A 25,017-nucleotide genomic window follows, 5' to 3' on the forward strand; every position below is an offset into this window, starting at 1 on the left:
CCGGCGCACCGCGGAACGGTCACCGGCATGGGACGCGCGGCGCGAAGCCGCGCGGGGTCACTCGGCGTCGCGGAACATCAGGTAGCCGATCAGGGCAGCGGCGCCGATGGCGAGGCCGGCCACGACCAGGGGATTCTCGCGGGAGTAGTCGCAGGTGGCGGCGCGGGCCTTGTAGGTGCGGTCCTTGACCTCTTCGTAGGCATCGCCCAGCAGGTCGCGGGAGTGGCTCAGGGCGCGCTCGGCGCTGCCGCGCAGGATCTTCAGGGATTTGCGTGACTCGTCGCTGGCATCGCCGCGCAGGCCGTCGAGGGTGGAGATCAGGTTTTCGATTTCCGACTGGATGTTGTGCAGGGATTTCTTCGAGGTGTTGAACAGAGCCATGGTTCGTCTCCTGTTGAAGGGTGAGTGAAGTGTGGACTGCGAGGGGTCCGGAAAGTGCGGCTATGCTGAGCTTGAACTTATCCCGTGGTTTCCCGGACTCAGCACTTAAGGGCGGTCACGCCGCATTCGTCACTGACTTCAGGAGGAACAGCCATGTCGGATCATCACACCTACAAGAAGGTCGAGCTGGTGGGCTCGTCCCAGACCAGCATCGAAGACGCCATCGGCAACGCCCTGGCGGAAGCGTCCAAGAGCATCAAGAACATGGAGTGGTTCGAAGTCGCCGAGACCCGTGGCCATATCGAGAACGGCAAGGTGGCTCACTACCAGGTGACCCTGAAGGTGGGCTTCCGCATCGCCAACAGTTGATCCGGCGCGCTACCCGTCCGGCCGGACCGGCACGGGAGCGCCTCGGGTAGGGCCGAGCGTCGACGACGCGACGCCATGCCGTCCGCACGTGCGGACTCATGTTGTGAGCAGCGAGGGAGCGTTATTCATGAAAAGACTAGCAATGGCGGTGGGGCTCTTCTGCGTGGCGGGGTCGGCGCTGGCCGCGGCCAAGCCGTGCGAAGAACTCAAGGCCGAGATCGACGCGAAGATCAAGGCCAACGGCGCGTCCTCCTACACCCTGGAGGTCGTCGACAAGGGCGCCGGTGGCGACAAGAAAGTCGTCGGTACCTGCGAGGCGGGCAGCAAGGAAATCGTCTACCAGCGTCAGTGAAAAAGGTCACGGATCGCCGGAGTCGGGGTAATGCCCGGCTCCGGCGATTTCACATGGGCAGGCTGCCAGGCCTGCGGTCCATCTCCCCCGCTCCCTTCTGCCGAATTCAGGCTCCAGCCGTGAGGCACGAGCGCGCGCCTGTGAACGCGCGGAGCCCGCTCGGAACGGTGCAGTTCCGAGCGCATGGCGAAACGCTTACCTCCATATGTGTGACTTTTCCTGACGTGATGGGTCGGGAGAGGGCACGAGGGCGCCCATGTAAAATCAAATCAAAAGAAGATTTTTATTTATATGAATAATAACGACTTTATATTTAATAACTTCTCTCTTATCTGATTGATTTAATTGAACTAACTATTTTCCATCGGTTGAAAAATTCAAAGCGCGCTGAAACCGCAAAAGAATGCGGGTTGTGTTTCATTGCATCCACCTCCATATGAAAGCCTCTTCGAAATACTTCTAGGCGGACATGTTTCAACAGGGTTTCATGCATAGAGTTGAAACCGCCTCGCCCTCTTTCACACAGCGTCAGGAGAATGCCCTTATGAACCGTCTCGCCCCTGTTCCGTTTTCCGTACTGGACCTGGCGCCCATTCGCGAGGATGGCGGGCCGGCCCAGGCGCTGCACAACTCCCTGGCCCTGGCCCGGCACGTGGAGGCCTTGGGGTTCAAGCGGTTCTGGGTCGCCGAGCACCACAACATGGATGGCATCGCCAGCTCGGCGACGGCGGTCCTGCTGGGCTACCTGGCGGCCGGTACCCGGACGCTGCGACTGGGGTCGGGCGGGGTGATGCTGCCCAACCACGCGCCGCTGGTGATTGCCGAACAGTTCGGCACCCTGGCCAGCCTTTACCCGGGGCGCATCGAACTGGGGCTGGGCCGCGCCCCCGGAGCCGACCAGGCCACCACCCGGGCGTTGCGCCGGGAGCGTTCCGGCAGCGCCGACGATTTCCCCCAGGACGTGGAGGAGCTGCAGGCGCTGCTGGGGCCGCGTCAGCCGGGGCAGCGGGTCATCGCCATGCCGGGGGTCGGCACCGAGGTGCCTATCTGGCTGCTGGGCTCCAGCCTGTTCAGCGCCCAGCTGGCGGGGCAGAAGGGCCTGCCCTACGCCTTCGCGTCCCACTTCGCGCCGCGCTACATGCACGAGGCGATCCGCGTCTACCGCAACCACTTCCGCCCCTCGGCGGTGCTCGACAAGCCCTACGTGATGCTGGGCGTGCCCCTGGTGGCGGCGCCCACCGACGAAGAGGCGGACTTCCTCGCCACCTCCGTCTACCAGCGCATTCTGGCGCTGATGCGTGGCGAAAGCCTGGTCCTGCAGCCGCCGGTGCCCAGCATGGCCGGGCGCTGGCTGCCCCACGAGAAGGAGGCGGTGGGCAGCTTCCTCGCCCTGGCTATGGTGGGCGGGCCGGAGAAGATCCGCGCCAAGCTGGAAACCCTGCTGGAACAGACCGAGGCGGACGAGCTGATCTTCACCTGCGACGTCTATGAGCACGCCGATCGCCTGCGGGCGTTCGAGCTTCTCGCCGGGCTGCGCGCCTGAGGGCGATGCGCGGCGTCGAACTTGCGGCGCCGCTCGGCCCTCTATGAGCAAAGACCCACGCACAGGAGAGACCGCGTCATGGCAATCAAGAAAACCGCATCCGCGCATTGGGAAGGTGGCATCAAGGACGGCAAGGGCCGCATCAGCACCCAGAGCGGGGCGCTACGGGACAACCCCTACGGCTTCAATACCCGCTTCGAGGGCCAGCCGGGCACCAACCCCGAGGAGCTGATCGGCGCGGCCCACGCGGGCTGCTTCTCCATGGCCCTGTCGCTGCAACTGGGCGAGGCCGGGATGACCGCCGAGAGCATCGACACCAAGGCCGAAGTGACCCTGGAGAAGGACAGCGACGGCTTCACCATCACCGCCGTGCACCTGACCCTGGTGGCGAAGATCCCGGGTGCCGACCGCGAGAAGTTCGAGCAGGCGGTGGACGCGGCCAAGACCGGCTGCCCGGTATCCAAGGTGCTGAACGCCGACATCACCCTGGAAGCCACCTTGGAAAACTGAACGCACTACCCTGCCGGGAGCGGCGCCCTGCCGCTCCCACGGCTCAGATCGGGCCGCAGCGCAATACGTCGGCCCGCGCCAGCAGCCGGCGCTGGGCATCGAACAGGTAACCCTGGGCCTTGAGCACCAGGGGCCTCACCTCCAGGCGATAGCGCTGGCCGGCTGCGAAGCCGTCGTAGCGCACCTCCAGCTGGCAGGTGATGCGCATGGGCTCGCTGACCCCGTCGCTTCCCTGGCTGTTCACCTCGTGCTGGAAGCGCACCCGCAACGCGTGGGCGCCCGGCGTCATCTGGAAATACCGCGCATCGCCGACCCGCTGGTCGTCCAGGCTCATGGCGCTGACGTCATGGCCGGGCGCCGCGTAGACGTCCACCCAGGCCTGGGCGGGGTCCGGCGGCGGCAGGTCGGAGGAGGTGGCGCAGCCGGCCAGCAGGCCGAGCAGCGCGAGGGCGAGGGAACGAGGGCGGGTCATGAGGGCGTTTCCGTGCGGGGGAAACGCCAGAGCATACGCCAGGATGCCGTCCCCGGCCTTCAGACGTCGCCGCAGCGGCCTTCGCGGGCGCGGGCGACCGGCGCGCCGCGCTCGTCCTTCAGCTGCGCCCAAGGCCGGAAGCCGGCGCTGCCGGTGTCCAGGCGATAGCGCCGACCGGCGTCGAAGCCGTCGTAGTCCAGGGTCAGCAGGCAGGTGCGGGACAGGCCGGCGCTGTCCGGGCCGATGTTGGCGGGGTCGACGTCGAACTGCAGGCGCACCTGCAGCTCGTGTTCGCCGGGGGTGACCTGGAAGTAGCGGTCGTCCTCGAGAGGCTGGCTGTCCACCTGGGTGGCCTGCACCACGCCGGCGGTGTCGTCGTCCAGGTCGACCCAGGCCTGGGCAGGGTCATGGCGGGGCATCAGGGAACAGGCGCCGAGCACGGGGAACAGGCAGTAGAGCAACGGGTTTCGCATGGCAGTCTCCGGTGTCGTGGGCGGGGGCCGGGCTGGAGAGGGCGCGGGCGTTCGGGTAGGGTGCCGTCATGGCCTACCCCCGCTTCGCTGCCCTGATCGACCCCCTCGTCCGCGCCCTGGTTCCGCTGTCACTGGCCGCCCTGCTGAACGGTTGCAGCGGGCTGGACTACTACGGCCAGTTGGCCCGTGGCCAGTTCGACCTGCTGCGGGCGCGCCAGCCGGTGGCCGAGGTCCTCGCCACGCTGCCGGCCCAGAGCCCCGAGCGCCGGCGCCTGGCGCTGTCCCAGCAGGCCCGCACCTTCGCCAGCCAGGCCCTGGCCCTGCCGGACAACCGCAGCTACCGGCTGTACGCCGACATCCACCGGCCCTACGTGGTCTGGAACCTGTTCGCCACCGAGGAATTTTCCCTGGCGCCGCGCCTGCATTGCTTTCCCATCGCCGGCTGCGTCGCCTACCGCGGCTACTACCAGCAGGGGCGCGCCCGGGGCGCCGCGGCCCTGTTGCGGGAGGAAGGTCTGGAGACTTACATCGGCCCGGTCCAGGCCTATTCGACCCTGGGCTGGTTCGACGACCCGATCCTCAGCCCGATGCTGGGCTGGGACGACGATCGCCTGGTGTCCACCCTGTTCCACGAGCTGGCCCACCAGCGCGTCTACCAGCCGGACGACACGCCGTTCAACGAGTCCTTCGCCCGCTTCGTGGAGCAGCAGGGGCTGCGCCAGTGGCGGCGCAGCCGCGGTCTGGCGGACGTCGATCCGCGCCTGGCGGACCAGGAGGCGCGCTTCACCGAACTGGTGCTGGCCTGCCGGGCGCGCCTGGAGGCGCTGTACGCCCGCGACCTGCCGGCGCCGGCGATGCGCGCCGCCAAGCAGGCGGAGTTCGAGCACCTGCGTCGCGACTACCGGGCCCTGCGGGACGCGCACGGCTGGCGGCAGCCCGGCTACGACGCCTGGATCGAGGCGCCGTTGAACAACGCCAAGCTGCTGCCCTTCGGCCTCTACGACCAGTGGGTGCCGGCGTTTGCCGCGCTGTTCCGCCAGGTGAATGGCGACTGGCCGCGGTTCTACGCCCGGGTCGAGGCCCTGGCCGGCCTGCCCCAGGAGACGCGCTGGCGTGCCCTGGGCGAACTGGCCGGCCCGCCGGCGAACTCGGCCCCGGCGGCGCCGGTCGAAGCGCCAGGGAGCGGCCCGACGCGCGCCGCCCCGTCCCCCTCTACAAGGAACCGTTCATGAAAAGGTATGCCGCCGCCCTCCTGCTCAGCCTGACCGCCCTGCCGCTGCTGGCCGCGCCCAAGGACTGCGAGGCGCTCAAGCAGGAAATCGAAGTGAAGATCCAGGCGGCCGGCGTCACCAGCTACACCCTGGAAATCGTCCCCGCCGCCGAGGTGAAGGACCCCAACATGGTGGTCGGCTCCTGCGCCTACGGCACCCGCAAGATCATCTACCAGCGCAACGACGGCTGATCCCGGCCCTCTCCCGCACCGGCGGCCGGCCACCCCGGCCGCTCGCGCGTCAGGCGAATGCCTGGCGCAGCGCCGCCACGCTGGGGAAGAAATGCTCCGGCGCTTCCGCCTCCAGCTCCTCCCGGCTGCCATAGCCATAGCCCACCGCCGCCGCGTGCAGGCCGTTGTGGTGGGCGCCGATCAGGTCGTGCTTGCGGTCGCCGATCATCAGGGTCTGCGCCGGGTCGAGGCGTTCCTCGTCCAGCAGGTGGCGGATCAGGTCGCGCTTGTCGGTGCGGGTGCCGTCCAGTTCGCTGCCGTAGATCACCTTGAAATGGCGGGCGAAGTCGAAGTGGCGGGCGATTTCCCGGGCGAATACCCAGGGCTTGGAGGTGGCTATGTACAGGGTGCGGCCCTGGCCCTCCACCCATGCCAGCAACTCGGCGATGCCGTCGTAGACCGCATTCTCGTACAGCCCGGTGACCTTGAAGCGCTCCCGGTAATGCGCCACCGCCTGCCAGGCGGTGGCCTCGTCGAAGCCATAGGTCTGCATGAATGCCTGCAACAGGGGCGGGCCGATGAAGTGCTCCAGGCGGGCCAGGTCCGGCTCGTCGATCCCCAGCCGCCCCAGGGCGAACTGGATGGAGCGGGTGATGCCCAGGCGCGGGTCAGTGAGGGTGCCGTCCAGGTCGAAGAGCAGGGTCTGGTAGTGCATGGCGAGCCCCGAGTAGGAAAAAAGGGTCGCCATGGTAGCGGCTTTCGCCCCGGGGTGGAGGCCATAGGGGCCTGAGCCGGGTATGTTCGAAGCCACTATCGATAGGCACTTTTATATAAGAACGCCGTTCGGATCGTCGCGGAACTTCGTTACAGGGGAAATAGTCTCGCTGACGCCGGTTTTTATAACGAGCGACTTTCTTATCTAGTAAGCGCAAGTTGGACGGTGCACGGCAGGGCTTATCACGGAAGTCTTTATCGCCCTGCTATCACGTTTTTCTTCTTATAGAGGTACTTGCCTAAATAACCGTTGAAGAACAGTGATGATAAATACCCCTCGAGAACGGTCACGAGAGGAAAACAGACAAGCCGTTTTCTTATTTCCATCGGTCCATTCGGGCCCGGTCTTCTTCCGTCGTGCTGCTAGGCTGCGGGTTTTGCCTACGCAGGAGGACGCCATGCAGGCATTCAACGGTTCCAAGCTCGCCCTGCTGCTGGCGGACCAGGTGCTGGTCTATCGCCGTGACGACAAGGCGGGCATTCCTTTCCCCGACCACTGGGACCTGCCGGGTGGCGGGCGCGAGGGTGACGAGGACCCGGCCCAGTGCGCGCTGCGGGAGCTGGAGGAAGAGTTCGCCCTGCGCCTGGCGCCGGAGCGGCTGGTCTGGCAGCAGCGCTACGACGGGGTGCGGCCCCAGGCATTGCCCAGTTACTTCCTGGTGGGCGATCTCACCGCTGCCGAGGTGCAGGCGATCCGCTTCGGCGACGAGGGCCAGTACTGGACCCTGATGGCCATCGACGATTTCCTCGACCATCCCGACGCCGTGCCCTACCTGAAGGCCCGCCTGCGGGACTACCTGGCGCAGCGCGGATCCGCCGGGGATCGGGGCTAGCGGTCGTACCCCTCGGCCAGGTGCAGGTCCTTGAGCTTCACGTAGTTGCCGGCGGTGTAGGCGAAGAAGGCGCGTTCCTTGTCGGTCAGCGGGCGGGCCTGGCGGACCGGGCTGCCGACGTAGAGGTAGCCGCTTTCCAGGCGCTTGCCGGGCGGCACCAGGCTGCCGGCGCCGATGATCACCTCATCCTCCACCACCGCGCCGTCCATGACGATGCTGCCCATGCCCACCAGGATGCGGTTGCCCAGGGTGCAGCCGTGCAGGGTGACCTTGTGGCCCACGGTGACCTCGTCGCCGAGGGTCAGGGGGAAACCGTCGGAGTTGAACGGGCCGGCGTGGGTGATGTGCAGGACGCTGCCGTCCTGGATGCTGGTGCGCGCGCCGATGCGGATGCGCTGCATGTCGCCACGGATCACCGTCAGCGGCCAGACCGAGCTGTCGTCGCCCAGGGCGACGTCGCCGATGACCACGGCGCTGGCGTCGACGAACACCCGTTCGCCGAGGGCGGGGGCGAGGCCCCGGTAAGTTCGAATCGTCACGATAGCCACCTCTCGAGCTGCGGGAGCGGTCGATTCTAAATTAAGATGCGCCTCCCGCACGGTGTGAAAACCTCTTCGGGTTGTGGTCACACCCCTCATGTTCCGTTTTTCCAGGTGACTGCCGTGACTGCCAGCAACCCCCTCCTGCAAGACTTCGACCTGCCGCCCTACGACGCCATCCGCCCGGAGCACGTGGAGCCGGCCATCCGCCACATCCTCGCTGACAGCCGCGCGGCCCTCGCCCCGCTGCTGGACAGCCAGCGTGATACGCCCAGCTGGGACGGCCTGGTGCTGGCCCTGGACGAGATGGGCGCGCGCCTGGGCCGCGCCTGGAGCCCGGTGAGCCACCTCAATGCCGTGTGCAACGGCCCGGAACTGCGCGCCGCCTACGAGGCCTGCCTGCCGCTGCTGTCGGAATACTGGACCGAGCTGGGGCAGAACCGCGCGCTGTTTCAGGCCTACGAGGCGCTGGCGAAGAGCCAGGCGGCGGCCGGCTTCGACGTGGCCCAGACCACCATCCTGGAACACGCCCTGCGGGACTTCCGGCTGTCCGGCATCGACCTGCCGGAGGCCGAGCAGAAACGCTACGGCGACATCCAGATGAAGCTCTCCGAGCTGACCAGCACCTTCTCCAACCAGCTGCTGGACGCCACCCAGGCCTGGACCAAGCAGGTCGCCGACGAGGCGAGCCTGGCCGGGCTCACCGACTCGGCCAAGGCGCAGATGAAGCAGGCCGCCGAGGCCAAGGGCCTGGGCGGTTGGCTGATCACTCTGGAATTCCCCAGCTACTACGCGGTGATGACCTACGCCGACGACCGCGCCCTGCGCGAAGAGGTGTACGCCGCCTACTGCACCCGGGCCTCCGACCAGGGCCCCACCGCTGGCCGCTTCGACAACGGCCCGTTGATGGCGCAGATCCTCGACCTGCGCCAGGAACTGGCCGAGCTGCTGGGCTTTGCCAACTTCGCCGAGCTGAGCCTGGCCACCAAGATGGCCGACTCCAGCGAGCAGGTGCTGAACTTCCTCCGGGACCTGGCCCAGCGCAGCAAGCCGTTCGCCCAACAGGACCTGGCGGAGCTCAAGGCCTTCGCCGCCGAGCGCGGCTGCCCGGACCTGCAGAGTTGGGACGTGGGCTACTACAGCGAGAAGCTGCGGGAGCAGCGCTACAGCATTTCCCAGGAAGCCCTGCGCGCCTATTTCCCCATCGACAAGGTGCTCGGCGGGCTGTTCGCCATCGTGCAGAAGCTCTACGGCATCGAGATCGCCGAACTGCACGACTTCCCGCGCTGGCACCCGGACGTGCGGCTGTTCGAGATCCGCGAACAGGGCCAGCACGTCGGGCGCTTCTTCTTCGATCTCTACGCCCGCGCCAACAAGCGCGGCGGCGCGTGGATGGACGGCGCCCGGGACAAGCGCCGCACCGCCAGCGGCGAACTGGTGAGCCCGGTAGCCAACCTGGTGTGCAACTTCACCCCGCCGGTGGGCGACCAGCCGGCGCTGCTCACCCATGACGAGGTCACCACCCTGTTCCACGAGTTCGGCCATGGCCTGCACCACCTGCTGACCCGGGTCGAGCACGCCGGAGCCTCGGGCATCAACGGCGTCGCCTGGGACGCGGTGGAGCTGCCCAGCCAGTTCATGGAGAACTGGTGCTGGGAGCCGGAGGGCCTGGCGCTGATCTCCGGCCACTACCAGACCGGCGAGCCGCTGCCCCAGGATCTGCTGGACAAGATGCTGGCGGCGAAGAACTTCCAGTCCGGCCTGATGATGCTGCGCCAGCTGGAATTCTCCCTGTTCGACTTCGAGCTGCACGCCACCCACGGCGACGGCCGCAGCGTGCTGGACGTGCTGGGGGCGATCCGCGACGAGGTGTCGGTGATGCCGCCGCCGACCTACAACCGCTTCCCCAACAGCTTCGCCCACATCTTCGCCGGCGGGTACGCGGCGGGCTACTACAGCTACAAGTGGGCCGAGGTGCTGTCCGCCGACGCCTTCTCGCGGTTCGAGGAAGAGGGCGTGCTCAACCCGCAGACCGGCCGCGCCTTCCGCGACGCGATCCTGGCCCGCGGCGGTTCCCAGGCGCCGACGGTGCTGTTCGCCGATTTCCGCGGCCGCGAGCCGCGCATCGACGCGCTGCTGCGCCACCTCGGGCTGAGCGCGGAGGCGGCATGAGCGACGCCCCGCTGACCCCGCCCAAGCGCTTCATCGCCGGCGCCGTGTGCCCGGCGTGCAGCGCCATGGACACCATCCGCATGTGGAACGTGGACGGCGTGCCGCACCGCGAGTGCGTGACCTGCGGCTACGCCGACACCCTCAATGCCCAGGGCCAGTCGGTACCCCGGGAACTGCCCACCCGGGTCAACGCCGCGGCCCCCAAGGCACCGGCCGACCCCAAGGTGCAGCCGGTGCAGTTCTTTCCCAACCCCAAGCTGAAGAAGGACTGACCGGGCCTCGCCCGGTTCTCGCGTCGGGCCCGTCGGATGACGGGCCTGTACCGTCCTTTCGATGCGGTCGCCCACGCCTGGCAGGGCGCACCGTTCTCCCGAGCGACCGAAAAACGCCGCGGAGCCTGCCCGTTGTGTGCCCGCCGGCCGCGCTGGCCGGCGATTTCCCGCCCCGCCAGGGAAGTTGAACCTCCCGCTTTTGTAACCAGTCTTTACCAAGGCTGCCGCGCGTGGCGGATTGCCGCGGCGCTTGGCAATAGATAGCTCCCTAATAAACGCCGGGACGGTTCACGTCCCGCATCGACCGTGTTCGCCAGATAAGGTAGTGCCCATGTCAGCCGACGACATCCTCGACTCGCGGCGCAGTTTCCTGCGCAAATCCCTCACCCTGATTCCGGTGGTCACCGTCGCCGGCAGCGGGATCGGCCTGGGCGCCGCGGTGGTGGCGGACCCGGCGCCGGCCCAGGCCAAGGCACGGGACGAGGCGGCCCCGGCGGGCAGCGGCACGGCCTACCAGCCGGTGTTCTTCACCGCCGAGGAATGGGCCTTCGTCAACGCGGCGGTGGCGCGGCTGATCCCGGCCGACGCCACCGGCCCTGGCGCCCTGGAGGCCGGGGTGCCGGAATACATCGACCGGCAGCTCACCACGCCCTATGCCACCGGCGCCACCTGGTACATGCAGGGGCCCTTCGTCGCCGACGCCGCGCCTGAGTTCGGCTACCAGCTGCGCCTGGTGCCGCGGGACATCTACCGCCTGGGCATCGCCGCCGCCGACGACTGGTGCGGGCGCCAGTACGGCAAGCGCTTCGCCGAGCTGGACGCCGCCACCCAGGACCAGGCCCTAGGGCTGCTGGAAGCGGGCAAGGCCACGTTCGACGCGGTGCCGGCCAAGGTGTTCTTCTCCTACCTGCTGACCAACACCAAGGAAGGCTTCTTCTGCGACCCGATCCACGGCGGCAACAAGGGCCTGGTGGGCTGGAAGCTGGTGAACTTCCCCGGCGCCCGCGCCGATTTCATGGACTGGGTGGAGCGGGGCGAGCGCTACCCCATCCCGCCGGTGTCGATCCGCGGCGAGAGGGCCTGAGCATGGCGAACGCGATGAAGAAGGCCGACGTGGTGATCGTCGGCTTCGGCTGGACCGGGGCGATCATGGCCAAGGAACTCACCGAGGCCGGCCTGCAGGTGGTGGCCCTGGAGCGCGGGCCGATGCGCGACACCTACCCGGACGGCTCCTACCCCCAGGTGATCGACGAGCTCACCTACAGCATCCGCAAGAAACTCTTCCAGGACCTGTCCCGGGAAACCGTGACCATCCGCCATGGCCTCGACGACGTGGCGCTGCCGAACCGCCAGCTGGGTGCCTTCCTCCCCGGCGACGGGGTCGGCGGCGCCGGCCTGCACTGGTCCGGGGTGCACTTCCGGGTCGACCCGGTGGAATTGCGCCTGCGCAGCCACTACGAGGAACGCTACGGCAAGGGCTTCATCCCCGACGGCATGACCATCCAGGACTTCGGGGTCAGCTACGAGGAACTGGAGCCCTACTTCGACTTCGCCGAGAAGGTCTTCGGCACCTCCGGCCAGGCCTGGACGGTGAAGGGCGAGACCGTGGGCCAGGGCAGCGGCGGCAACCCCTTCGCGCCGGACCGCTCCGACCATTTCCCGCTGCCCTCGCAGAAAAACACCTACTCCGCGCAGCTGTTCCAGCAGGCGGCGGCGGCGGTGGGCTACCACCCCTACAACCTGCCCTCGGCCAACACTTCCGGGCCCTACACCAACCCCTACGGCGTGCAGATGGGCCCGTGCAACTTCTGCGGGTTCTGCAGCGGTTACGTCTGCTACATGTACTCCAAGGCCTCGCCCAACCTGAACATCCTGCCGGCCCTGCGCCAGGCGCCGAACTTCGAGCTGCGGCCCAATTCCCACGTGCTGCGGGTCAACCTGGACAGCAGCGGCAGCCGCGCCACCGGGGTGACCTACGTGGACGCCCAGGGCCGCGAGGTGGAGCAGCCGGCGGACATCGTCATCCTCGGCGCCTTCCAGTTCCACAACGTGCGCCTGATGCTGCTCTCCGGCATCGGCAAGCCCTACGACCCGAAGACCGGGGACGGGGTGGTGGGGCGCAACTTCGCCTACCAGAACATGGCCACCATCAAGGCTTACTTCGACCAGGACGTGCACACCAACCCGTTCATCGGCGCCGGCGGCAACGGCGTGGCGGTGGACGACTTCAACGCCGACAACTTCGACCATGGCCCCCATGGCTTCGTCGGCGGTTCGCCGTTCTGGGTCAACCAGGCCGGCACCCGGCCCATCGGCGGCATCTCCAACCCGCCGGGCACCCCGGCCTGGGGCAGCGCCTGGAAGCGCGCCACCGCCGAGAACTACACCCATCACCTGTCCATGGATGCCCACGGCGCCCACCAGTCGTACCGCGACAACTACCTGGACCTGGACCCCACCTACAAGGACGCCTACGGCCAGCCGTTGCTGCGCATGACCTTCGACTGGAAGGACAACGACATCCGCATGAACCAGTTCATGGTCGGGAAGGTGCGCCGCATCGCCGAGGCCATGAACCCCAAGGCCCTGGCGATCCTCGGCAAGCAGCCCGGCGACCGCTTCAACACCCAGAGCTACCAGACCACCCACCTCAACGGCGGGGCGATCATGGGCAGCGACCCGAAGACCAGCGCGGTGAACCGCTATCTGCAGAGCTGGGACGTGCACAACGTGTTCGTCCCCGGCGCCTCGGCGTTCCCCCAGGGGCTGGGCTACAACCCCACCGGCCTGGTGGCGGCGCTGACCTACTGGGCCGCCCGGGCGATCCGCGAGCAGTACCTGAAGAACCCCGGCCCGCTGGTGCAGGCATGAGGAGGCTGGCCATGAACCCGTTCACCGCAACCGCCCTCGCCCTGACCCTCGCCGGCCCGGCCCTCGCCGCGCAGCCTCCCGCGCCTGACGAGGGCGCCGATCCGGCGCTGATCGTCCGCGGCGACTACCTGGCCCGTGCCGGCGACTGCGTCGCCTGCCACACCGCCAAGGGCGGCAAGCCGTTCGCCGGCGGGCTGCCCATGGAGACGCCCATCGGCACCCTGTATTCCACCAACATCACCCCGGACAAGACCGGCATCGGCGAGTACCGCTTCGAGGACTTCGACAAGGCGGTGCGCCACGGCATCGCCAAGGGCGGCGGCACCCTCTACCCGGCGATGCCGTACCCGTCCTACGCGCGCGTCAGCGACGAGGACATGCGCGCGCTGTACGCCTACTTCATGCATGGTGTGGAGCCGGTGGCCCAGGAAAACCGCGACAGCGACATCCCCTGGCCGCTGTCCATGCGCTGGCCCCTGGCGTTCTGGCGCTGGACCTTCGCGCCGAAGGTGGAAGCCTTCGTCCCCGCCCCCGGCCAGGACCCGGTGGTGGCCCGCGGTGCCTACCTGGTGGAAGGCCTCGGCCACTGCGGCGCATGCCATACCCCGCGCGCCTTCACCATGCAGGAGAAATCCCTCGATGCCGGCGACGGCGACGCCTTCCTCTCCGGCAGCGCGCCCCTGGAGGGCTGGATCGCCAAGAACCTGCGGGGCGATCACACCGACGGCCTCGGCAGCTGGAGCGAGGCGCAGCTGGTGGCCTTCCTCAAGACCGGTCGCAGCGAGCGCAGCGCGGTGTTCGGTGGGATGTCCGACGTGGTGGTGCACAGCATGCAGTACCTGCGCGACGACGACCTGCTGGCCATCGCCCGCTACCTCAAGTCGCTGCCCGCCCGGAACCCCCAGGACACGCCCCACGCCTACGACCGCCAGGTGGCCGACGCCCTCTGGAAGGGCGACGACAGCCGTCCCGGCGCGGCCCTCTACCTGGACAACTGCGCCGCCTGCCACCGCACCGACGGCCAGGGCTACGCCCGGGTATTCCCGGCCCTGGCCGGCAACCCGGTGGTGCAGACCGAGGACCCCAGTTCGCTGATCAGCCTGGTGCTCAAGGGCGGTACCCTGCCGGCCACCCACCAGGCGCCGTCCACCTTCACCATGCCGGCATTCGGCTGGCGCCTGAGCGACCAGCAGGTGGCCGAGGTGGTCAGCTTCATCCGCGGCAGCTGGGGCAACCGCGGCGCGGCGGTGAGCGCGCGAGACGTGGAGCGCCTGCGGGACGACGACTCCGCCCACACCTCCGGGGACGACATCGGCCAGGTGACCGACCACAGCGGCGGCTAGCGCCAGCGGGTGCGTCTGGCGGCGGGTCGTGTCGAGCGCCGCCAAGGTGCGGGCTCATGCGGTCCCGGCGATGCGGGCTGGCGGGGATGCGCGGTGCTGGACGATGCGGCCGGAGGTCGGGGTAGTTCCAGTGACCCGTCTTGGACGCCCGCGCGACCAGGGCCCCCGCTGTGCCGGCATCGTGAAAGCGAGGGAAAGACGGCGGTCGTTGTCCGTTCGGCGCTATCGACGGGGTTTCTACCGTTAGCCGGCAAGACGCCCGGCGGGGTAGAGTGGCGCGACGTTCCGCTGTTCGAGTCGTGCCATGTCCCGCCCGCGTTTCCTGCCCGATGGCTTCACCCTGACCCTGGTGGCGGTGGTCGCCCTCGCCAGCCTGCTGCCCTGCCAGGGCCGCGTGGCGGTGGCCTTCGACGGGCTCACCAACCTGGCCATCGGCCTGCTGTTCTTCCTCCACGGCGCCAAGCTGTCCCGGGAGGCCATCATCGCCGGCGCCACCCACTGGCGGCTGCACCTGCTGATCTTCGCCTGCACCTTCGTGCTGTTCCCGCTGATCGGCCTGGCCCTGCGACCGCTGCTGGCGCCATGGGTCACCCCGGAGCTGTACGCCGGCATCCTCTACCTGTGCGCCTTGCCGGCCACCGTGCAGTCGGCCATTGCCTTCACCTCCCTGGCTCGTGGCAACATCCCGGCGGCCATCTGCAGTGCCTCGGCCTCCAGCCTGCTGGGGATCTTCCTCACCCCGCTGCTGGTGAGCCTGCTGCTGGACCTGCATGGCGAGGGCGGCTCGATGCTCGACGCCATGCTGAAGATCGTCCTGCAGTTGCTGGCGCCGTTCATCGCCGGGCAGATCGCCCGCCGCTGGATCGGCGCCTGGGTCGGGCGCAACAAGCACTGGCTGCGCTTCGTCGACCAGGGGTCGATCCTGCTGGTGGTCTACACCGCCTTCAGTGCGGCGGTGATCGAGGGCCTTTGGCACCAGGTGCCGCTGCCGGCGCTGCTGGCCCTGGTCCTGGCCTGCGGGTTGATCCTCGCCCTGGCCCTGGGCGCCACCACCGGGCTGGCGCGGCTGCTGGGTTTCCACAAGGAGGACGAGATCACCATCGTCTTCTGCGGCTCGAAGAAGAGCCTGGCCAGCGGCGTGCCCATGGCCCAGGTGCTGTTCGCCGGCGGCTCCATCGGCGCGGCGATCCTGCCGCTGATGCTGTTCCACCAGTTGCAGCTGATGGTCTGCGCGGTGCTCGCCCAGCGCTACGCGCGGCGGTCCGACGCGCCGTTGCCGGTCGAGGCGACCGCGCGGTCCTGAACCGTTCGGCGGCTGGGCTTGTGGCGAGGGGATGTCACTAATACTGTATATGCGAACAGTATCGGTGGAGCGTCCCAGATGTCCAGCGCGAGCCTGCCGCCCCGCGGCCGTGGCACCGGCAGCAACCCCTACAACCGCTTCGCCCCGACCCGCTCGGTGCCCAGCGACGACGGCTGGTACGAAGAGGCCCCGCTGCCCTGCGTCACCGAGGTGCGGGTCGAGACCGCCAAGAGCATCATCAGCCGCAACCAGTCTCCGGACCTGCCCTTCGATCGCTCGATCAACCCCTACCGGGGCTGCGAGCACGGCTGCATCTACTGCTACGCGCGCCCCAGCCATGCCTACTGGGACCTTTCCCCGGGGCTGGACTTCGAGACCCGGCTGATCGCCAAGACCAATGCCGCGGCGCTGCTGGAGCAGGAACTGTCCAAGCCCGGCTACGTCTGCGCCCCCATCAACCTGGGCGCCAACACCGACCCCTACCAGCCCATCGAGCGGGACCAGCAACTGACCCGGCGCTGCCTGGAGGTGCTGCTGCGCTACCGCCACCCGGTGACCCTGGTGACCAAGGGCTCGCTGATCCTGCGCGACCTGGACCTCATCAGCGAACTGGCGGAGCAGCGGCTGGTGGCGGTGATGATCAGCCTCACCAGCCTCGACGACGAACTCAAGCGCATCCTCGAGCCGCGCGCCGCGGCCCCGAGCGCGCGGCTGCGGGCGATCCGCGTGCTGCGGGGCGCCGGGGTACCGGTGGGGGTGCTCTGCGCGCCGATCATCCCCATGGTCAACGACCGCGAGCTGGAGCATCTGCTGGAGGCCGCCCGGGATGCCGGCGCCCAGTCCGCCGCCTACATGCTGCTGCGCCTGCCGCGGGAAGTGGCGCCGCTGTTCGAGGAATGGCTGGCCGCCCACTACCCGCAGCGCGCCGAGCACGTCATGAGCCTGATCCGCCAGTGCCGCGGCGGCGAGGTCTACGACAGCCGCTTCGGCCACCGCATGCGCGGCCAGGGGCCGTTCGCCGAGCTGCTGGCCCAGCGCTTCGCCGTGGCCCTCCGGCGCCTGGGCCTGAACCGTCGCGGCGACTTCGGCCTGGACTGCAGCCGCTTCGCCCCGCCCGGCGGCCAGCTGTCCCTGCTCTAGGGGTGTGTCTGGCCGTTATCCGGAAATCGTCAGGACACGCTGCGCTTGGAAAAAGCCGCGTTCTCGCCCCGCCCCGGCAGCACGCTCCGGCATCGGCTGGCGAGCGGGGCCATCGGCCAGGAGCCGACGTCTCGATTGCACCCGGTCCCGCCCGGGCGGCGCCCCGCCCCGATTCGCCGCCCGGGCGCAGGCGACGGACGCGGTGGGCAAGGTGCGCGGGGGCTGGCATGCTGACAGGCCGCACGGCCCATGAACCGACTCGCCCGCGCGGGCGTCCGACACATGCGGAAAAACCTCGAGGCCCGTGCCAGAGCGGTCCGTTCAGCTTCGCTTAAGCTTGCCGCCGTAGGGTGACCCGGTAGCGAGCCAGCCGGCCCGGCGTTTCGCCGATGCCGCAAGAGGGCTCGTGGACGCGCTAGCGACATGGGACTGTTTCTTCCGCCAGCAACGAAACCAGAGGTAGGGATATGAGCGACAACGACCCGAGTGCGGCGCCCGCGGAGACGGAGAACGCCGAGACAGCGCTGCAACGCATCGTCGAAGGCTTCCTGCGCTTTCGCCACGAGGTGTTTCCCCAGCAGGAAGAGCTGTTCAAGAAACTCGCCACCGCCCAGCAACCCCGGGCGATGTTCATCACCTGCGCGGACTCGCGCATCGTGCCCGAGCTGATCACCCAGAGCTCCCCCGGCGACCTGTTCGTCACCCGCAACGTCGGCAACGTGGTGCCGCCCTACGGGCAGATGAACGGTGGCGTCTCCACCGCCATCGAGTTCGCTGTGCTGGCCCTCGGGGTGCAGCACATCATCATCTGCGGGCATTCCGACTGCGGCGCCATGAAGGCGGTGCTCAACCCCGAGACCCTGGAGCGCATGCCCACGGTCAAGGCCTGGCTGCGCCATGCCGAGGTGGCCCGCACGGTGGTGGCGGACAACTGCACCTGCGCCGGGCACGAAGTCCTCGGCGTGCTCACCGAGGAGAACGTGGTCGCCCAGCTCGACCACCTGCGCACCCACCCGTCGGTGGCCTCGCGCCTGGCCAGCGGCCAGCTGTTCATCCACGGCTGGGTCTACGACATCGAGACCAGCGCCATCCGCGCCTACGACGCCGAACGCGGGCAGTTCCTTCCCCTCGACGGCGAAGGCCCCGTGCCGATGGCTACGCCCAAGGCCCGCTACAGCGGGTCCTGAGGCACTTCCCAACGCCCGCTGACGTCACGCCGGGCCGGACAACACGCCCACCGCTTACGCCTGCCCGATACCGCGCCCTCGCGCGCGGTGTCGCCATCCGTCATGTGCCGAAAACGTGCAGGAGCCCCATCATGCTCGACTCACTCAAGACAACCCTGCCTCGCGACGCTCTGGCGTCCGTGGTGGTCTTCCTCGTCGCCCTGCCCCTTTGCATGGGCATCGCCATCGCCTCCGGCATGCCGCCGGCCAAGGGCCTGGTCACCGGCATCGTCGGCGGCCTGGTGGTGGGCTGGCTGGCCGGCTCGCCGCTGCAGGTCAGCGGGCCGGCCGCCGGCCTGGCGGTGCTGGTCTTCGAACTGGTGCGCACCCACGGCATCGCGCTGCTCGGGCCGATCCTGGTGCTGGCCGGCCTGCTGCAACTGATCGCCGGGCGCCTGCGCCTGGGGTGCTGGTTCCGGGTCACCGCGCCAGCGGTGGTCTACGGCATGCTTGCCGGCATCGGCGTGCTGATCGTGCTGTCCCAGGTCCACGTGATGCTGGACGCCCAGCCCCAGGCCTCCGGCCTGGCCAACCTGCTGGCGTTCCCCGGCGCCCTGGGCGAGGCCCTGCCGGTGCTGGGCGGCGGCCTCGGCCTGGACGCCGCGCTGCTGGGCCTGGGCACCATCGCGCTGATGGTGGCCTGGGAGCGCCTGCGCCCAACGCGCCTGCGCTTCCTGCCGGGGGCGCTGATCGGCGTCACCCTGGCCACCGCGGCGAGCCTCTGGCTGGGGCTGGAGGTGAACCGGGTGGAGGTGCCGGCGACCCTCGCCGACGCCATCGACTGGCTGCGCCCGGCCGACCTGCTAGCCCTGGCCGACCCGACGCTGCTGGTGGCGGCCCTGGCCATGGCCTTCATCGCCAGCGCCGAGACCCTGCTCTCGGCCGCCGCGGTGGACCGCATGCAAGCGGGCCCGCGCTCCGACCTGGACCGCGAGCTGACCGCCCAGGGCGTCGGCAACCTGCTCTGCGGGGTACTGGGGGCGCTGCCCATGACCGGGGTGATCGTGCGCAGCTCGGCCAACGTCCAGGCCGGCGCCCGCACGCGGCTGTCCACCGTCTTCCACGGCGCCTGGCTGCTGGCCTTCGTCATGCTGCTGCCGGGGGTGCTGCAGAGCATTCCGGTCGCCAGCCTGGCCGGGGTGCTGGTCTACACCGGCATCAAGCTGGTGGACCTCAAGGCCCTGCGCGGCCTGGGCCGCTACGGACGCATGCCGATGGTGATCTACGCCGCCACCGCCCTGGTGATCGTCTGCACCGACCTGCTCACCGGGGTGCTGGTGGGCTTCGGCCTGACCCTGGCCAAGCTGGCCTGGAAGGCCTCGCGGCTGAAGGTCAGCCTGGTCTACCGGGATGCCCGGCGCGCCGAGCTGCGCCTGGTGGGCGCCGCCACCTTCCTCAAGGTGCCGCTGCTGGCCCGGGTGCTGGAATCGGTGCGCCCTGGCACCGAGCTCCACGTGCCGCTGGACCACCTGAGCTACATCGACCACGCCTGCATGGAGCTGCTGGAGGACTGGAGCCGTGCGGCGGCGGCCAGCGGTTCGCGGCTGGTGATCGAGCCGCGGGCGCTCAAGCGGCGCCTGGAAGGGCGGTTGCGCGGGGCCAGCGCGGTGGGCTCGGCCAAGGCCGCCTGACGCGACGGCGCGGCGGCCTCAGGTCGGCGCGCCGTCCAGCTGCAGGTCCACCCCGAGGCGTCGGGACAGGCATGGCCAGCGCCGCCAGGCCGACTCGGTGGACGGGTCGTCCAGGCGCGCGCGGTAGCTGCGCACCGACTCCTGGGCGAAGGCGCGCTCGTCCAGAAACCCGTCCACCGCGTGGTGCACCGCTTCGTCCAGGCGGTTGGCGAACGGTTCGCCGATCAGCTGGTGGGCCACCAGGTTGGCCACGGTGGTGTCCAGGGGGATCAACGGGCGGCCGAGGTGGGCGATGTAGCGGTCGTTCACTTCCTCCACCAGGCGGTGGGCCAGGTAGGCCTCGTCCAGCAGCCCGTCGAGGCCATCGTGGCCTTCCATCAGCGCCGGCGGCTGCAGGAAGAACTGTTCCGCCACCTTCAGCACCGGTTTCACCTGGTCCTCGATGCCGGCTTCCCGGGCCACCTCGGCGGCCGCGTCCAGCAGCTCCGGCACCTCGTCCAGGTAGGCGGCGACGAAGGCGGCCAGGGCGCCCCGCGGGTCGGCCTGGGGCAGGCGGATGGCGGGGTGCAGGTGGTCGAGGCGGGCATCGAGCAGGCGCGCCAGGTGGCCGGTGGCGGCTTCGTGGCGATGGGCCTGCTGGATCAGCGCGCGCAGGGCGGCAGTGTTCATGGGGACTCCTGTAGCGAAGGTCGTGGGGCGGGGAACGGTCGGCCTCTACCTGGCGTACGACGGCGGCCGACCGGCGCGGCGTCACCGCCGGCTACGGAAAGCCGACGGTCGACGCCGACCGTCACAGACGTTAGCCGCTACCGCGCACCGCCTAAGACCGCTTCGGCATAAACCATTCTTGATTATTCGCGAAGGGCATAACCAACGACCGTCCATCGGCCTGCAGCCCTTGTGCCATGGGCTCCCGGCACGTCGGCGGGTCGCGCCGGGGCGTCGTTCATCTCGCGTTGTCAGCCTGGGGACCCTGGCTATACTCGGTCTCGAAAGGCGTTACCTGATGAGTCCGACTGCGCGTTCGACCGAGCGTCCGGCCGTTGAAGTCAGCCGTATCGACAGCCGCTCCCTTGGCCGCAGGCACAGCCGGCGGGATAACAAGAACGATAAGGGGAACCGCGATGACGCGTCATCCAAGCGCATGGATGAGCTTCCTGCTGTGGCTACCGTTCGAGACCGTGCAAGCGGCCTGGACGGTGAACATGGCGCCCGGCGCCACGGCCACCAGCCGTTCCGTCTTCGACCTGCACATGACCATCTTCTGGATCTGCGTCGCCATCGGCGTGGTGGTGTTCAGCGTGATGATCTGGTCGATGATCCTGCACCGCCGTTCCACCGGCCAGCAGCCCGCCCATTTCCACGAGCACACCCTGGTGGAGGTGGCCTGGACCGTGGTGCCCCTGGTGATCCTGGTGGTCATGGCGATCCCGGCGACCCGCACCCTGATCCAGATCTACGACCCCTCGGAGTCCGAGCTGGACGTGCAGGTCACCGGCTACCAGTGGAAGTGGCACTACAAGTACCTGGGCCAGGACGTGGAGTTCTTCAGCAACCTGGCCACGCCCATCGAGCAGATCCACAACCAGGCCGACAAGGACGACCACTACCTGCTGGAGGTCGACCAGCCCCTGGTGGTGCCGGTGGGCACCAAGGTGCGCTTCCTGATCACCGCCACCGACGTCATCCACTCCTGGTGGGTGCCGGCCCTGGCGGTCAAGAAAGACGCCATTCCTGGCTTCATCAACGAATCCTGGACCCGCATCGACAAGCCCGGTATCTACCGCGGCCAGTGCACCGAGCTGTGCGGCAAGGATCACGGCTTCATGCCGGTGGTGGTGGAGGCCAAGAGCAAGGAGGACTTCGCCGCCTGGCTCGCCGACAAGAAGGCCGAGGTGGCCAAGCTCAAGGAGCTGACCGACAAGGAATGGACCCGCGAGGAGCTGGTGGCCCGGGGCGACAAGGTCTACCACACCACCTGCGCCGCCTGTCACCAGCCCGAGGGCCAGGGCCTGCCGCCGATGTTCCCGGCGCTCAAGGGCTCGAAGATCGTCACCGGGCCGAAGGAGAAGCACCTGTCCACGGTGTTCCACGGCGTGCCGGGCACCGCCATGGCGGCCTTCGGCAAGCAACTCTCGGAGGTCGACCTGGCCGCCGTCATCACCTACGAGCGCAACGCCTGGGGCAACAACGACGGCGACATGGTCACCCCGAAGGACGTGCTGGCCCTGAAGCAGGCCGAGGAGAAATGACATGAGCGCAGTGATCGAACCGGGCCACACCGAAGCCGCTCATGACCACGCCCACGGCCCGGCCCGCGGGCTGTCGCGCTGGCTGCTGACCACCAACCACAAGGACATCGGCACCCTCTACCTGTGGTTCAGCTTCTGCATGTTCCTGCTGGGCGGCAGCATGGCCATGGTGATCCGCGCCGAGCTGTTCCAGCCGGGGCTGCAGATCGTCGAGCCGGCATTCTTCAACCAGATGACCACCATGCACGGGCTGGTGATGGTGTTCGGCGCGGTGATGCCGGCCTTCGTCGGCCTGGCCAACTGGATGATCCCGCTGATGATCGGCGCGCCGGACATGGCCCTGCCGCGGATGAACAACTTCAGCTTCTGGCTGCTGCCGGCGGCCTTCGGCCTGCTGGTGAGCACCCTGTTCACCGCCGGCGGCGGGCCCAACTTCGGCTGGACCTTCTACGCGCCGCTGTCCACTACCTACGCGCCGGAGAGCGTCACCTACTTCATCTTTGCCATCCACCTGATGGGCATCAGCTCCATCATGGGCGCGATCAACGTGGTCGCCACGGTGCTGAACCTGCGGGCGCCGGGCATGACCCTGATGAAGATGCCACTGTTCTGCTGGACCTGGCTGATCACCGCGTTCCTGCTGATCGCGGTGATGCCGGTGCTGGCCGGGGTGGTGACCATGATGCTGATGGACATCCACTTCGGCACCAGCTTCTTCAACGCGGCGGGCGGCGGCGACCCGGTGCTGTTCCAGCACGTGTTCTGGTTCTTCGGCCACCCGGAGGTGTACATCATGATCCTGCCGGCCTTCGGCGCGGTCAGCTCGATCATCCCCACCTTCTCCCGCAAGCCGCTGTTCGGCTACACCTCCATGGTCTACGCCACGGCCAGCATCGCCTTCCTGTCGTTCATCGTCTGGGCCCACCACATGTTCGTGGTGGGGGTGCCCTTGGTGGGCGAGCTGTTCTTCATGTACGCCACCATGCTGATCGCGGTGCCCACCGGGGTGAAGGTGTTCAACTGGGTGTCCACCATGTGGCAGGGCTCGCTCACCTTCGAGACGCCCATGCTGTTCGCCGTGGCGTTCGTCATCCTGTTCACCATCGGCGGTTTCTCCGGGCTGATGCTGGCCATCGCCCCGGCGGACTTCCAGTACCACGACACCTATTTCGTGGTGGCGCACTTCCACTACGTGCTGGTGCCCGGGGCGATCTTCGGGATCTTCGCCTCGGCCTACTACTGGCTACCCAAGTGGACCGGCCACATGTACGACGAGACCCTCGGCCGCCTGCACTTCTGGCTGTCCTTCGTCGGCATGAACGTGGCGTTCTTCCCCATGCACTTCGTCGGCCTCGCCGGCATGCCGCGGCGCATCCCCGACTACAACCTGCAGTTCGCCGACTTCAACATGGTGTCGTCCATCGGCGCCTTCACCTTCGGCGCCACCCAGCTGCTGTTCCTGTTCATCGTCATCAAGTGCATCCGCGGCGGGCGGCCGGCGCCGGCCAAGCCCTGGGACGGCGCCCACGGCCTGGAATGGACGGTGCCCTCGCCGGCGCCCTACCACACCTTCAGCACCCCGCCGGAACTGCCGGTGGAGGAGCGCCAGCCGTGAGCCGCGAGACGGTCCGGCGGGCAGGGAGGCAGCCATGGAGCGCACCCTGAGCACCCCGCGGCTGATCCGCCGCCTGTTGCTGGCGGTGGTGGCCATGTTCGGCTTCGGCTTCGCCCTGGTGCCGATCTACGACGTGATGTGCAAGGCCCTGGGCATCAACGGCAAGACCGCCGGCTCGGCCTACGAAGGCCGCCAGCAGGTGGACGAGACGCGCCAGGTGCGGGTGCAGTTCCTCGCCACCAACGCCGCCGGCATGTCCTGGGACTTCCACCCCAAGGCCGACCAGCTGGAGGTGAGGCCCGGCGCCAGCAACGAGATGCTCTTCGTCGCCTACAACCCCACCGACCGGCCGATGACCGCCCAGGCCATCCCCAGCGTGGCGCCCGCCGAGGCGGCGGCCTACTTCCACAAGACCGAGTGCTTCTGCTTCAGCCAGCAGGTGCTGCAACCGGGCGAGCGCATCGAGATGCCGGTGCGCTTCATCGTCGACCGCGAACTGCCCGGCGACGTCTTCCACCTGACCCTGGCCTACACCCTGTTCGACGTCACCGCGCGGCACCCGCCGGTGGCCCAGGCGCCGCGGACCGGCGCGACCAAGGAGAACCCCAATGGCTAGCCACGAGCACTATTACGTCCCGGCCCAGAGCAAGTGGCCGATCGTCGCCACCCTCGGCCTGCTCATCACGGTGTACGGCCTGGGCACCTGGTTCAACGACCTGAAGGCGGCCCGCGAGGCCTCCCACGGGCCGCTGATCTTCTTCGTCGGCGCGCTGTTCATCGCCTACATGCTGTTCGGCTGGTTCGGTGCGGTGATCCGCGAGGGGCGCGCCGGCCTCTACAGCCCGCAGATGGACCGCTCGTTCCGCTGGGGCATGACCTGGTTTATCTTCTCCGAGGTGATGTTCTTCGCCGCCTTCTTCGGTGCGCTGTTCTACATCCGCATGTGGTCCGGGCCCTGGCTGGGGGGCGAGGGCAGCAAGGGCGTGGCGCACATGCTCTGGCCGAACTTCCAGTACACCTGGCCACTGCTGCACACCCCGGACCCGAAGCTGTTCCCGCCGCCCAAGGCGGTGATCGACCCCTGGCACCTGCCGCTGCTGAACACCGTGCTGCTGGTGACCTCCAGCTTCACCGTGACCTTCGCCCACCACGCCCTGAAGCGCGGCGACCGGCGCAAGCTCAAGGCCTGGCTCGGCGCCACGGTGCTGCTGGGGGCGTGCTTCCTGGCGCTGCAGGTCACCGAGTACGTGGAGGCGTACCACGAGCTGGGACTGACCCTCGGCTCGGGCATCTACGGCGCCACCTTCTTCATGCTCACCGGCTTCCACGGCGCCCACGTGACCATCGGCGCACTGATGCTGGGGATCATGCTGGTGCGCATCCAGCGCGGGCACTTCGACGCCCACCAGCACTTCGGCTTCGAGGCGGCCAGCTGGTACTGGCACTTCGTCGACGTGGTGTGGGTCTGCCTGTTCGTCTTCGTCTATGTACTCTGACCCGCGCCA

General features: G+C 68.5%; 26 protein-coding genes. 20 read left to right on the forward strand and 6 right to left on the reverse strand.

Going from position 1 to position 25,017, the window contains the following annotated elements:
* Positions 1-57: 57 nt before the first annotated feature.
* Entirely contained in the window at positions 58-381 is a 324-nt protein-coding gene (locus FM069_RS15675; protein WP_143489309.1) for a DUF883 family protein, read from the reverse strand.
* A gap of 153 nt (positions 382-534) precedes the next feature.
* On the opposite strand from FM069_RS15675, the gene FM069_RS15680 reads away from it, so the two are divergent.
* From FM069_RS15680 to FM069_RS15695, 4 genes are all read left to right on the forward strand, one after another.
* A complete protein-coding gene (locus tag FM069_RS15680) occupies positions 535-750 on the forward strand; it encodes a dodecin (protein ID WP_143489310.1) in 216 nt (71 codons plus the stop codon).
* A 127-nt stretch (positions 751-877) separates the two neighbouring features.
* Positions 878-1,102 carry a DUF1161 domain-containing protein gene (locus FM069_RS15685; RefSeq protein ID WP_143489311.1) on the forward strand — a complete coding sequence of 75 codons (225 nt, stop codon included), beginning with the start codon at positions 878-880 and terminating at the stop codon, positions 1,100-1,102.
* A 544-nt stretch (positions 1,103-1,646) separates the two neighbouring features.
* Entirely contained in the window at positions 1,647-2,645 is a 999-nt protein-coding gene (locus FM069_RS15690) for an LLM class flavin-dependent oxidoreductase (protein WP_143489312.1), read from the forward strand.
* 78 nt (positions 2,646-2,723) lie between these two features.
* A complete protein-coding gene (locus FM069_RS15695; RefSeq protein ID WP_143489313.1) occupies positions 2,724-3,155 on the forward strand; it encodes an OsmC family protein in 432 nt (143 codons plus the stop codon).
* A gap of 43 nt (positions 3,156-3,198) precedes the next feature.
* On the opposite strand, the gene FM069_RS15700 is transcribed toward FM069_RS15695, so the two are convergent.
* A complete protein-coding gene (locus tag FM069_RS15700; protein WP_143489314.1) occupies positions 3,199-3,627 on the reverse strand; it encodes a PA0061/PA0062 family lipoprotein in 429 nt (142 codons plus the stop codon).
* A gap of 59 nt (positions 3,628-3,686) precedes the next feature.
* Positions 3,687-4,100 (reverse strand): PA0061/PA0062 family lipoprotein, encoded by a 414-nt coding sequence (locus FM069_RS15705; RefSeq protein ID WP_143489315.1) that lies wholly within the window; start codon positions 4,098-4,100, stop codon positions 3,687-3,689.
* 68 nt (positions 4,101-4,168) lie between these two features.
* On the opposite strand from FM069_RS15705, the gene FM069_RS15710 reads away from it, so the two are divergent.
* Entirely contained in the window at positions 4,169-5,332 is a 1,164-nt protein-coding gene (locus FM069_RS15710) for an aminopeptidase (protein ID WP_143489316.1), read from the forward strand.
* Positions 5,329-5,562 (forward strand): DUF1161 domain-containing protein, encoded by a 234-nt coding sequence (locus FM069_RS15715; protein ID WP_143489317.1) that lies wholly within the window; start codon positions 5,329-5,331, stop codon positions 5,560-5,562. Before FM069_RS15710 ends, FM069_RS15715 begins: the two co-directional genes overlap by 4 nt.
* A gap of 49 nt (positions 5,563-5,611) precedes the next feature.
* Here the strand turns inward: FM069_RS15715 and FM069_RS15720 are convergent, their stop codons facing one another.
* Positions 5,612-6,256: an HAD family hydrolase gene (locus FM069_RS15720; protein WP_143489368.1), complete on the reverse strand. Its 645-nt coding sequence runs from the start codon at positions 6,254-6,256 to the stop codon at positions 5,612-5,614.
* Positions 6,257-6,713: 457 nt separating this feature from the next.
* Between FM069_RS15720 and FM069_RS15725 the strand changes: the two genes are divergently transcribed.
* A complete protein-coding gene (locus FM069_RS15725) occupies positions 6,714-7,148 on the forward strand; it encodes an NUDIX hydrolase (RefSeq protein ID WP_143489318.1) in 435 nt (144 codons plus the stop codon).
* On the opposite strand, the gene FM069_RS15730 is transcribed toward FM069_RS15725, so the two are convergent.
* Positions 7,145-7,687: a gamma carbonic anhydrase family protein gene (locus FM069_RS15730; RefSeq protein ID WP_143489319.1), complete on the reverse strand. Its 543-nt coding sequence runs from the start codon at positions 7,685-7,687 to the stop codon at positions 7,145-7,147. The genes FM069_RS15725 and FM069_RS15730 overlap by 4 nt on opposite strands.
* 123 nt (positions 7,688-7,810) lie before the next feature.
* Here FM069_RS15730 and prlC point away from each other — a divergent pair, with 123 nt between their 5' ends.
* The 9 genes from prlC (at position 7,811) to FM069_RS15775 (ending at position 19,645) form a co-directional block, all read left to right on the forward strand.
* Complete coding sequence (gene prlC / locus FM069_RS15735) at positions 7,811-9,859, forward strand: oligopeptidase A (RefSeq protein WP_143489320.1); 2,049 nt, start codon at positions 7,811-7,813, stop codon at positions 9,857-9,859.
* On the forward strand, positions 9,856-10,131 hold the full coding sequence (locus tag FM069_RS15740) for a YheV family putative zinc ribbon protein (protein WP_143489321.1): 276 nt from the start codon (positions 9,856-9,858) through the stop codon (positions 10,129-10,131). The genes prlC and FM069_RS15740 overlap by 4 nt, the downstream gene beginning before the upstream one ends.
* A 331-nt stretch (positions 10,132-10,462) precedes the next feature.
* Positions 10,463-11,215 (forward strand): gluconate 2-dehydrogenase subunit 3 family protein, encoded by a 753-nt coding sequence (locus FM069_RS15745; protein ID WP_143489322.1) that lies wholly within the window; start codon positions 10,463-10,465, stop codon positions 11,213-11,215.
* Positions 11,216-11,217: 2 nt separating this feature from the next.
* On the forward strand, positions 11,218-13,002 hold the full coding sequence (locus FM069_RS15750; protein WP_143489323.1) for a GMC family oxidoreductase: 1,785 nt from the start codon (positions 11,218-11,220) through the stop codon (positions 13,000-13,002).
* 11 nt (positions 13,003-13,013) lie between these two features.
* Positions 13,014-14,345, forward strand: coding sequence for a cytochrome c (locus FM069_RS15755; RefSeq protein WP_143489324.1), 1,332 nt, complete (start codon positions 13,014-13,016; stop codon positions 14,343-14,345).
* Positions 14,346-14,649: 304 nt separating this feature from the next.
* Positions 14,650-15,648, forward strand: a complete 999-nt coding sequence (locus FM069_RS15760; protein WP_143489325.1) for a bile acid:sodium symporter family protein — start codon at positions 14,650-14,652, stop codon at positions 15,646-15,648.
* A 78-nt stretch (positions 15,649-15,726) separates the two neighbouring features.
* Positions 15,727-16,788 (forward strand): PA0069 family radical SAM protein, encoded by a 1,062-nt coding sequence (locus tag FM069_RS15765; RefSeq protein ID WP_143489326.1) that lies wholly within the window; start codon positions 15,727-15,729, stop codon positions 16,786-16,788.
* A 467-nt stretch (positions 16,789-17,255) separates the two neighbouring features.
* Complete coding sequence (locus tag FM069_RS15770) at positions 17,256-17,975, forward strand: carbonic anhydrase (protein WP_143489327.1); 720 nt, start codon at positions 17,256-17,258, stop codon at positions 17,973-17,975.
* Between the two features lie 131 nt (positions 17,976-18,106).
* The gene (locus tag FM069_RS15775) at positions 18,107-19,645 is read left to right on the forward strand and encodes a SulP family inorganic anion transporter (RefSeq protein ID WP_143489328.1); all 1,539 of its coding nucleotides are present in this window, start codon (positions 18,107-18,109) and stop codon (positions 19,643-19,645) included.
* An 18-nt stretch (positions 19,646-19,663) separates the two neighbouring features.
* On the opposite strand, the gene FM069_RS15780 is transcribed toward FM069_RS15775, so the two are convergent.
* Positions 19,664-20,314, reverse strand: a complete 651-nt coding sequence (locus tag FM069_RS15780; RefSeq protein ID WP_143489329.1) for a hypothetical protein — start codon at positions 20,312-20,314, stop codon at positions 19,664-19,666.
* A gap of 455 nt (positions 20,315-20,769) precedes the next feature.
* On the opposite strand from FM069_RS15780, the gene coxB reads away from it, so the two are divergent.
* From coxB to FM069_RS15800, 4 genes are read left to right on the forward strand one after another with little or no spacing between them, the layout of a single operon-like run.
* Positions 20,770-21,897: a cytochrome c oxidase subunit II gene (gene coxB / locus FM069_RS15785; protein ID WP_143489330.1), complete on the forward strand. Its 1,128-nt coding sequence runs from the start codon at positions 20,770-20,772 to the stop codon at positions 21,895-21,897.
* 1 nt (position 21,898) lies between these two features.
* Positions 21,899-23,512, forward strand: a complete 1,614-nt coding sequence (gene ctaD / locus FM069_RS15790) for a cytochrome c oxidase subunit I (RefSeq protein ID WP_143489331.1) — start codon at positions 21,899-21,901, stop codon at positions 23,510-23,512.
* Between the two features lie 34 nt (positions 23,513-23,546).
* A complete protein-coding gene (locus tag FM069_RS15795; RefSeq protein ID WP_143489332.1) occupies positions 23,547-24,128 on the forward strand; it encodes a cytochrome c oxidase assembly protein in 582 nt (193 codons plus the stop codon).
* Positions 24,121-25,008 carry a cytochrome c oxidase subunit 3 gene (locus FM069_RS15800; protein ID WP_143489333.1) on the forward strand — a complete coding sequence of 296 codons (888 nt, stop codon included), beginning with the start codon at positions 24,121-24,123 and terminating at the stop codon, positions 25,006-25,008. Before FM069_RS15795 ends, FM069_RS15800 begins: the two co-directional genes overlap by 8 nt.
* The last annotated feature ends 9 nt before the right edge of the window (positions 25,009-25,017 follow it).

The sequence above is a fragment of the Pseudomonas mangiferae genome, assembly GCF_007109405.1.
GTDB classification, from domain to species: domain Bacteria; phylum Pseudomonadota; class Gammaproteobacteria; order Pseudomonadales; family Pseudomonadaceae; genus Pseudomonas_T; species Pseudomonas_T mangiferae.